The sequence below is a fragment of the Thermoflexus sp. genome (genome assembly GCF_042408365.1).
Taxonomy (GTDB): domain Bacteria; phylum Chloroflexota; class Anaerolineae; order Thermoflexales; family Thermoflexaceae; genus Thermoflexus.
In genome coordinates, this window is the sequence record NZ_JBHOQJ010000296.1 from 23,478 (window position 1) to 30,587 (window position 7,110).

Consider the following 7,110-nt stretch of genomic DNA (forward strand, 5'->3'; position numbering starts at 1 on the left):
TCTACCTCCCCAGAAAAGCGAGGAAGATCTCCCGAAAGATCTCCGGGCGCTCCAGATATGGAGTGTGCCCAGCGCCCTGGATCACTTCCTCTTGATACTGTCCCCCGGCCGCCTGGTAGCGCTCCAGGACCGCCCGCGTCTGGGAGACCATCGGCTGGGGCGGGTAGATGGCTTCCCCAGGCCATCCCGGGATCACCCCCAACATGCCCAAGTAGCCGAAATCGAAAAGCGAGGTGTCCGAAACGATGGTATCCTCTGCCCCACGAACCCAGAGGATCGGCGGCTTCGGCGAGATCCCTGCGAGGGGGCTCAGGTTGCAATACTTCGGGCTCATCGCGTTGTTCACCCCACGGGTGCCCGGGGCGAGCCCCGGCCAATTGGGGCTGGTCTGAAAATCGCCGGGATAGTTCTCCTCGCCGACAGCTGTGAGGAGCATGGATTCCACCAACAGATCCTCACGGGGGTGGAGGAACGGCGCCTTGCCGTAGAACGCTCGAAGCACCCGACGGGGGGAGAAATCGCTTTCCTCTCCTCGATCCCCAGCCGCCAGCCGGCGCACGAACTCCGGGCTCGCTGTGCCGCCGCCGGAGCCGGCGTAATCCGCCCAACACGGCGTCCCTTCTATATCTTTAGTTCCCCCAAACCCGAACGGTGAGAGAGGATCGACCAGGACCAGGGAAAGGATGCGATCCGCATGGTCGATGGCATATTGCATCGCGATCCCCCCGCCCATGGAGTGGCCGACCAGATGGAAACGCTCCAGCTTCAGCGTCTCCACGAGGGCATGGAGGTCATCGCTGAAATCCCGAAGTCCCCGGGTGGCGTCCACCGGGCGTCGCTCAGATTCCCCATACCCCCGTAGATCCGGCGCGATGGCGCGAAACCTGGAAGGGAGGTCGCGCATTGTCTCCTCCCAGAACGTCGCGGAAGAGACATTCCCATGAATGAAGACCACCGGCTCCCCATCCGGCGGCCCCGCGAAGAGCACGTGATGGGTTAAGCGCGGGGTGATTATCTGATCACAACGAATCCCGTCCAAATGGGGCATCCTCATGGCTTTTCCCCTCCTTCAGCGAGCTGTCCAGCCCAGGTCGATCGTCCAAGCGGCACCGGTGACAGCCGATGCTTCATCCGAGCACAGGTAGGCCACCAGCGCCGCGACCTCCTCGGGCTCAATCAGCCGGCGGATGGCCGCCGGCTCCAGCATGACCTTCTCCACCACCTCCTCCGGGGGAATCCCCCGCGTCCGTGCTTGATCCTGAATTTGGTTCTCCACCAAGGGCGTGCGCACATAGGCGGGGCAGATCGCGTTCACCGTGATGCCATAGGGGCCGCCCTCCAGGGCCGCAACCCGGGTCAGGCCGATCAAGCCGTGCTTGGCGGCCACGTAGGCACCCTTGAACGGCGAGGCCACGAGCCCATGGATCGATGCGATGTTGACGATCCGCCCCCAGCGCTGGGCCTTCATGGCCGGCCACGCATACTTGGTGAGGAGAAAGGGGGCAGTGAGCATCACCGCGAGCATCGCCTCCCAGATATCCTCGGGGAACTGCTCAATGGGGTCGATGTGTTGAAAGCCCGCGTTGTTAATCAAGATGTGGACTGTCCCGAAGCGCTTCGAGGTCTCCGCGATGAGGCGATGGCAGTCCTCACGCCGACGCAGATCGGCGTAAAGAAACGTGCCCCCAATCGCCTGAGCCACCGCATGTCCCTGCTCCACCTGAACATCCGCCACCACCACCTGATCCCCCTCCCGGGCCAATCGTTCCGCAATGGCCCGCCCGATCCCGCTCGCCGCCCCCGTCACCACCGCCACCCGGGCCATCCTCGCCTCCTGCCGGTGGATCCACCTGCGCCGACTCGGGATTCAACCGCCGAATCGCCGTTTCAATGCGGTCTTATCGACCTTCCCAGCCCCCGTCTTGGGCAACTCTTCCACAAAGACCACCGATTTGGGCACTTTGTAGCTTGCCAGGCGGCCCCGCAGATAAGCCAACAGCTCAGCTTCCGTCATGGTGCTTCCCGGCCGTCGCACCACGATCGCCCGCCCCACCTCCCCCCACTCGGGGTCGGGCACCCCGATCAGCGCTGCCTCGACCACATCCGGATGGCCGAGCATCACGCTCTCGACCTCCGCGGGATAGATGTTCTCCCCACCGGAAATGATGAGGTCCTTGATCCGACCAACGATGTAGAAATCCCCCTCCTCATCGCTCATGGCCAAATCCCCCGTCCGCAGCCAGCCCTCTACGATCGTCTGCGCCGTTTCCTCCGGGCGGTTCCAATAACCCGGGATCACATGGGGTCCACGGATCCACAGCTCTCCGACCTCTCCGGGCTCGGCATCATGGCCATCTCGGACCACTCGGACCTCGATATGAAAAAGGGGGCTTCCGACCGAGCCCGGCTTGCGCTGTGTTTTTTCATCCGGCAGCCAGAAGTTATTGGGGCCGGCCTCGGTCAACCCATAACCGGTCTTAAAGGGCACCCCTTTCTCGAAGAAGCGCTCAAAGATCGGCATCGGGCATGGCGCACCTCCACTGATGACGATGCGACAGCGGGAGAAATCCGCCCGCCCCCACCGGGGATGCTGCTGGAGGCGGATGAACATCGTCGGCACGCCAAAGAGGAGGGTGACCGGCTCGCGCTCCAGCAGGTCGAAGACCTGATCGGGATCGAAGGCGGCGCAGAGGATCGAGGCGCCGCCGATGTGAACCAACGGGGTGGTGAAGACATTAAGGCCGCCGGTGTGAAAGAGAGGGGCGTTAAGGATAGCCACATCATCCGGCCGGAGGCCCCAACTCATCACGGTGTTAACCGCGTTCCAGGTGATTGTGCCATAGGTGAGGATTGCTGCCTTGGGCAATCCGGTGGTCCCGCCAGTGTAACACAGCACCCACGGATCCTCGAGGGTGAGCAGGATCGGAGCCGGCGGACGGTCTGAGGCTCGGCTCACCCACTCCTCCCATCGCCGGTGAGTCCCCCGTACCGGCTCATCCAGAGCAATCATTAAGGGAACGGCTTCTTCGAGAGCTGCCGCTTTCTCCCCCAAATCCCCGCTGTAAACCAGGGCCCGCGGTGGGATCTCCCGCAACAGGGCTTGAAGCTCGGGGACGGTCAGACGGGTGTTCAAAGCCTGTAGGATCACGCCGGTCTTCTGGCAGGCAAACAGCAGGTCCAAGTATTCCAACCGGTTGGTCGAAAGGACAGCCAAGAGTTCCCCCTTGCGCAATCCCAGGGCCTGCAGCGCATGGGCTGCCTGGTTGGCCCGTCGATTCCACTCTGCATAAACGATCCGCCTCCCCGTGGAGGCCTCTATCAGCGCCACGCGGTTTGGGGAAAGCCGGGCGCGTTTCGCCAGCCAATCCACCGCCGGGATCATGCCAAGGCCTCCTCCCCCTGCAGGAACGCGATGGCCACCCGGTTAAACGCCTCTGCCTGCTCGATGAAGAAGAGATGCCCAGCCTCCGGGAAGAGCACTAGCCGACTGGAGGCAATACGAGCGTGAAGACGTCGGGCGTTCTCCACCGGAACCACCCGGTCCTCCACCCCGTGGGCGATTAAGGTGGGGGCCTGGATTTCATGGACGCGCGCCTCCAGGTTAAAAGCCATGGCGGCCGCAAGCTGACGCTGGTAAGCGTAGAGAGGCTGAGGATGGGCCCTCCGCCAGGCCACATAGGCCTCCAGGGCTTCCGGGTGCTCCCGAAGGAATCGCTCGGTCACAGAGACCGCCCACAAGCGCCGGAGGTCGGTCTCCGGATCGCCCGTGCGGTTCATGAGAACAGCCAGGGTCTCAGGGGGCATCGGGATCATATTGGGGCCGCCAAAGGAGGTGCAGCAGAGGATCAAACGGTTCACTCGGTGAGGATGGCGCAGGGCGAACATCTGAGCGATGAAGCCGCCCATTGAGGCGCCGACGATATGCGCTCGATCGATCCCGAGACCCTCCAGCAGCCCGGCCACATCATCGGCCATCTGCTCGATTGTATAAGGGACATCCGGCTTGTCCGACTGGCCTGCGCCCCGGTTGTCGATGGCAATGGCCCGAAAGCGATGGGCGAAGGCAGGTAGCTGGCGATGCCATAGATAGTGATCTCCTCCAAGGCCGGGGATGAACACCACCGCCTCGCCCTGGCCTTCCTCCACATAAAAGAGGCGGATCTCACCCACCTGCACGTGGGGCATCTGTTGCTCCTTTCGCCTCAGAAGGGAGGGCGATCCCGTGGCGAATGAAGGCCATAGCTGTCTCCAGCACCTCCTCCGGAGGCTCTCGGTTCTCCCAGAGCACCCAACGCATCCCCAGGAAGTGAGCGATGCCCATCAGGCAGTAGGCCAGCGTCTCCGGAGCCATAGGGCGGATCTGGCCAGCCTCCATCGCACGGGCGAGGCCCCGGGTGTATCCCTCGGCTAGACGCTGGTAGTACTCCCGATAGACCGCCTCGTCAACAAACTGGCTCTCCAGAACGATACGGTAGAGGAAGCGGTGCTGGAGGACAAAGCGAAAGAATGCCCGATAGCCTTGACGTTCGATCTCCAGGCGATCTTGCAGCCCTGCCACCGCCATGGCGATGAACTTGCGCAGCTCGTGGCTCATATAGCGGACCAGAGCGCGGAAGATATCTTCTTTGGAGTCGAAGTAGAGGTAAAAGGTGCCCTGGGCCACTCCGGCGCGACGCACGATCTCAGAGATGGAGGCTCGTCGGAACCCCAGCTCCCCAAAGACTTCCTCCGCCGCCTCCAGCAGCCGACGGCGAGTCTGCTCCCCCCGAACCGTTATGGGTGTCCGTGCCATGGCCGAAATATGACATATGATTCACCTATCATATTACTGGATTCCAATAAGATTTGTCAAGCCCCTCTCCCTGATCGGAATCCCCGTCCCCGGGAAGAATGCCTCCCAACGCGACCGTCCTTGGTTCTCAAGCCCTCCGGCGGGTGGTTCCCTACGGCCCTCCAGCGCCTTGTCCGAAGTCACATCCGGAGGTCAGCTTTTCCCTTCCGGGGAGGAATAGATGCCTCTACCACTACGCACGGGCAGGGGAAAAGGAGAAGCAGGACACCTGGAGGGGCAAAGCGCAGGTTGGTGCATTTTAGGAGATAGATCAGGCGCTGAAGGCACCCGCCCCAGTCCCAAAATTGAGCAGGGTAGACGACAGCAACACCTAACACATCCCCAGGAGAACAGAGCTCTCCCTGGAAGGCGTGATCACCCCGTTTCCCAGAAGCTGATCTCTACGCGTAACTATTCAGCTTGATCCCATTCGGTTCAGAGCTCTCGTAAGGAGGCGGAAGGCCCCCTTGATCCCCCCCTCCCCACGGCCCGAAGGGTCGTGGGGGGGATGAAAAATCTTTTGAGGGCCGCGCCGAAGGCGCGCGGCTCGGCCCCCAAAAGCCCCCAGGAGGAAACCGCCCACATAGCGTATCGGCATTGCGTGAGAACGGCTGAACAGTTATCTCTGCGCTTAAAACCATCGGGTGATCACGACCTTGCGATCCGTAAAGAAATAGAGCGTATCCATCCCTTGGCCGTGGAGATCGCCGAAGAAGGAGCTCTTCTGGCCCGCGAAGGGATAGGGGGCGATCGGGGCGGCGACGCCGATGTTGATCCCCACATTGCCCGCCCGCACCCGCAGCTTAAACTCCCGCGCCGCCTTCCCGTCGCGGGTGAACAGCGAGGCGGCGTTCCCATAAGAGGAACGGTTGATGATCGTGAGAGCCTCCTCCAAATCCCGCGCGGGGATAATCCCCAGCACGGGCCCGAAGATCTCCTCACAGGCGATCGCCATCGAGGGCTCAACTCGATCAAAGATGGTCGGCCCGATGAAATAGCCCTTCGGATACCCCGGCACCTGGATCCCCCGGCCGTCCAGCAGGAGATCCGCCTCCTCCTGCAGGCCGATCTCAATGTAGCGATGGATCCGCTCCAAGGCTTTGCGGGAAACCACCGGGCCCATCTGCACGCCCTCCTCCAACCCATAACCCACCCGGATCCGGGAGGCCCCCTCCACCAACGCCTCCGCGAGCGGCCGGTGGATCTCCCCCACCGCGATCGCCAGGGAGCCGGCCAGACAACGCTGCCCCGCTGACCCAAAAGCAGAGGAGAGGATCGCGGGGACCGTTCGCTCCAGATCCGCGTCCGGCATCACCACCAGCGCGTTCTTCGCGCCCCCATGGCACTGGGCCCGCTTGCCGTGGGCGGTGGCGGTCGCATACACATACTTCGCCACCGGTGTGGACCCCACGAAGGACACTCCAGCGATCCCCGGATGGGCCAGCAGAGCGTCCACCACCTCCTTGCCCCCGTGGACCAGGTTGATCACCCCGGGCGGGAAGCCCGCTTGCTGGATCAACTCGAAGAGCCGGGTCTGAGTGATCGGGCAGATCTCCGACGGCTTGACGATGTACGTGTTGCCCGCCACCAACGCATAAGGGAAGAACCAGGAAGGGATCATCGCCGGGAAGTTGAAGGGGGCGATACAACAGAAGACCCCCACCGGCTCCAGGATGCACTCTTCATCGATCCCATCGGCGATCTGAGGGGTGTGATAACCCATTAACGAGGCGAACATCCCCGCCGCCGCCTCGATGTTCTCTAAGGTTCGCTGCATCTCCCCTCGGGCTTCCTCCAGGGTCTTTCCGTGCTCCTGCACGATGGTGCGCGCCAGATCATCGAAATGCTGCTCCACCAGATCCCGCAGGCGGAGGAGATAGCGCGCTCGGGCCTGGACCGGGAGGCGGCGCCATGTTTCAAAGGCTGACCGGGCGGCCGCCACCGCGCGATCGACCTCCTCCGGGGTGGACAGTGGGACCCGGGCGATGACCTCATCCAGGGCGGGGTTGCGGACCTCCAGAAAGTTCTCCGTCGTTGAGGCTACCCACTCGCCGCCGATATAGTTGCGTAGAATCTCCACCCCCATGACCACCTCCTTTTGTTAGGAATTATGCGGTTCGGGGCCCACCTCCGAAGCCCACGAGGGAACCCACCGCGTAACACCGATCCTCAGTGAGGAGGCCGATGGCCCCTCTCCCTTCCCTGCAACCCTTCGGGGCGTGGAGAGAGGGGATGGAAAATATTTTGGGGGCCAGCCGGGCGCCGAAGGTCCCATTGGC

Annotated in this window: 6 protein-coding genes; all 6 read right to left on the reverse strand. The window is 62.8% G+C overall.

From position 1 onward, the window contains the following. Position 1: 1 nt before the first annotated feature. Entirely contained in the window at positions 2–1,054 is a 1,053-nt protein-coding gene (locus tag ACFMO5_RS13660; protein WP_376793301.1) for an alpha/beta hydrolase, read from the reverse strand. Between the two features lie 15 nt (positions 1,055–1,069). Next, positions 1,070–1,825: a 3-hydroxybutyrate dehydrogenase gene (locus ACFMO5_RS13665; RefSeq protein WP_376793302.1), complete on the reverse strand. Its 756-nt coding sequence runs from the start codon at positions 1,823–1,825 to the stop codon at positions 1,070–1,072. Positions 1,826–1,867: 42 nt separating this feature from the next. Beyond that, the gene (locus tag ACFMO5_RS13670) at positions 1,868–3,382 is read right to left on the reverse strand and encodes a long-chain fatty acid--CoA ligase (RefSeq protein WP_376793303.1); all 1,515 of its coding nucleotides are present in this window, start codon (positions 3,380–3,382) and stop codon (positions 1,868–1,870) included. Further along, on the reverse strand, positions 3,379–4,185 hold the full coding sequence (locus ACFMO5_RS13675; protein ID WP_376793304.1) for an alpha/beta fold hydrolase: 807 nt from the start codon (positions 4,183–4,185) through the stop codon (positions 3,379–3,381). The genes ACFMO5_RS13670 and ACFMO5_RS13675 overlap by 4 nt, the downstream gene beginning before the upstream one ends. Beyond that, the gene (locus ACFMO5_RS13680; RefSeq protein ID WP_376793305.1) at positions 4,163–4,792 is read right to left on the reverse strand and encodes a TetR/AcrR family transcriptional regulator; all 630 of its coding nucleotides are present in this window, start codon (positions 4,790–4,792) and stop codon (positions 4,163–4,165) included. Before ACFMO5_RS13680 ends, ACFMO5_RS13675 begins: the two co-directional genes overlap by 23 nt. Positions 4,793–5,462: 670 nt before the next feature. Further along, positions 5,463–6,917, reverse strand: coding sequence for a CoA-acylating methylmalonate-semialdehyde dehydrogenase (locus ACFMO5_RS13685; RefSeq protein ID WP_376793306.1), 1,455 nt, complete (start codon positions 6,915–6,917; stop codon positions 5,463–5,465). Positions 6,918–7,110: the final 193 nt, after the last annotated feature.

Bases quoted from the DNA above. Each gene is read 5' to 3' on its own strand.
- ACFMO5_RS13670 (WP_376793303.1), bottom strand. From the start codon at position 3,382: ATGATCCCGGCGGTGGATTGGCTGGCGAAACGCGCCCGGCTTTCCCCA.
- ACFMO5_RS13675 (WP_376793304.1), bottom strand. From the start codon at position 4,185: ATGCCCCACGTGCAGGTGGGTGAGATCCGCCTCTTTTATGTGGAGGAA.
- ACFMO5_RS13660 (WP_376793301.1), bottom strand. From the start codon at position 1,054: ATGAGGATGCCCCATTTGGACGGGATTCGTTGTGATCAGATAATCACC.
- ACFMO5_RS13685 (WP_376793306.1), bottom strand. From the start codon at position 6,917: ATGGGGGTGGAGATTCTACGCAACTATATCGGCGGCGAGTGGGTAGCC.
- ACFMO5_RS13665 (WP_376793302.1), bottom strand. From the start codon at position 1,825: ATGGCCCGGGTGGCGGTGGTGACGGGGGCGGCGAGCGGGATCGGGCGG.
- ACFMO5_RS13680 (WP_376793305.1), bottom strand. From the start codon at position 4,792: ATGGCACGGACACCCATAACGGTTCGGGGGGAGCAGACTCGCCGTCGG.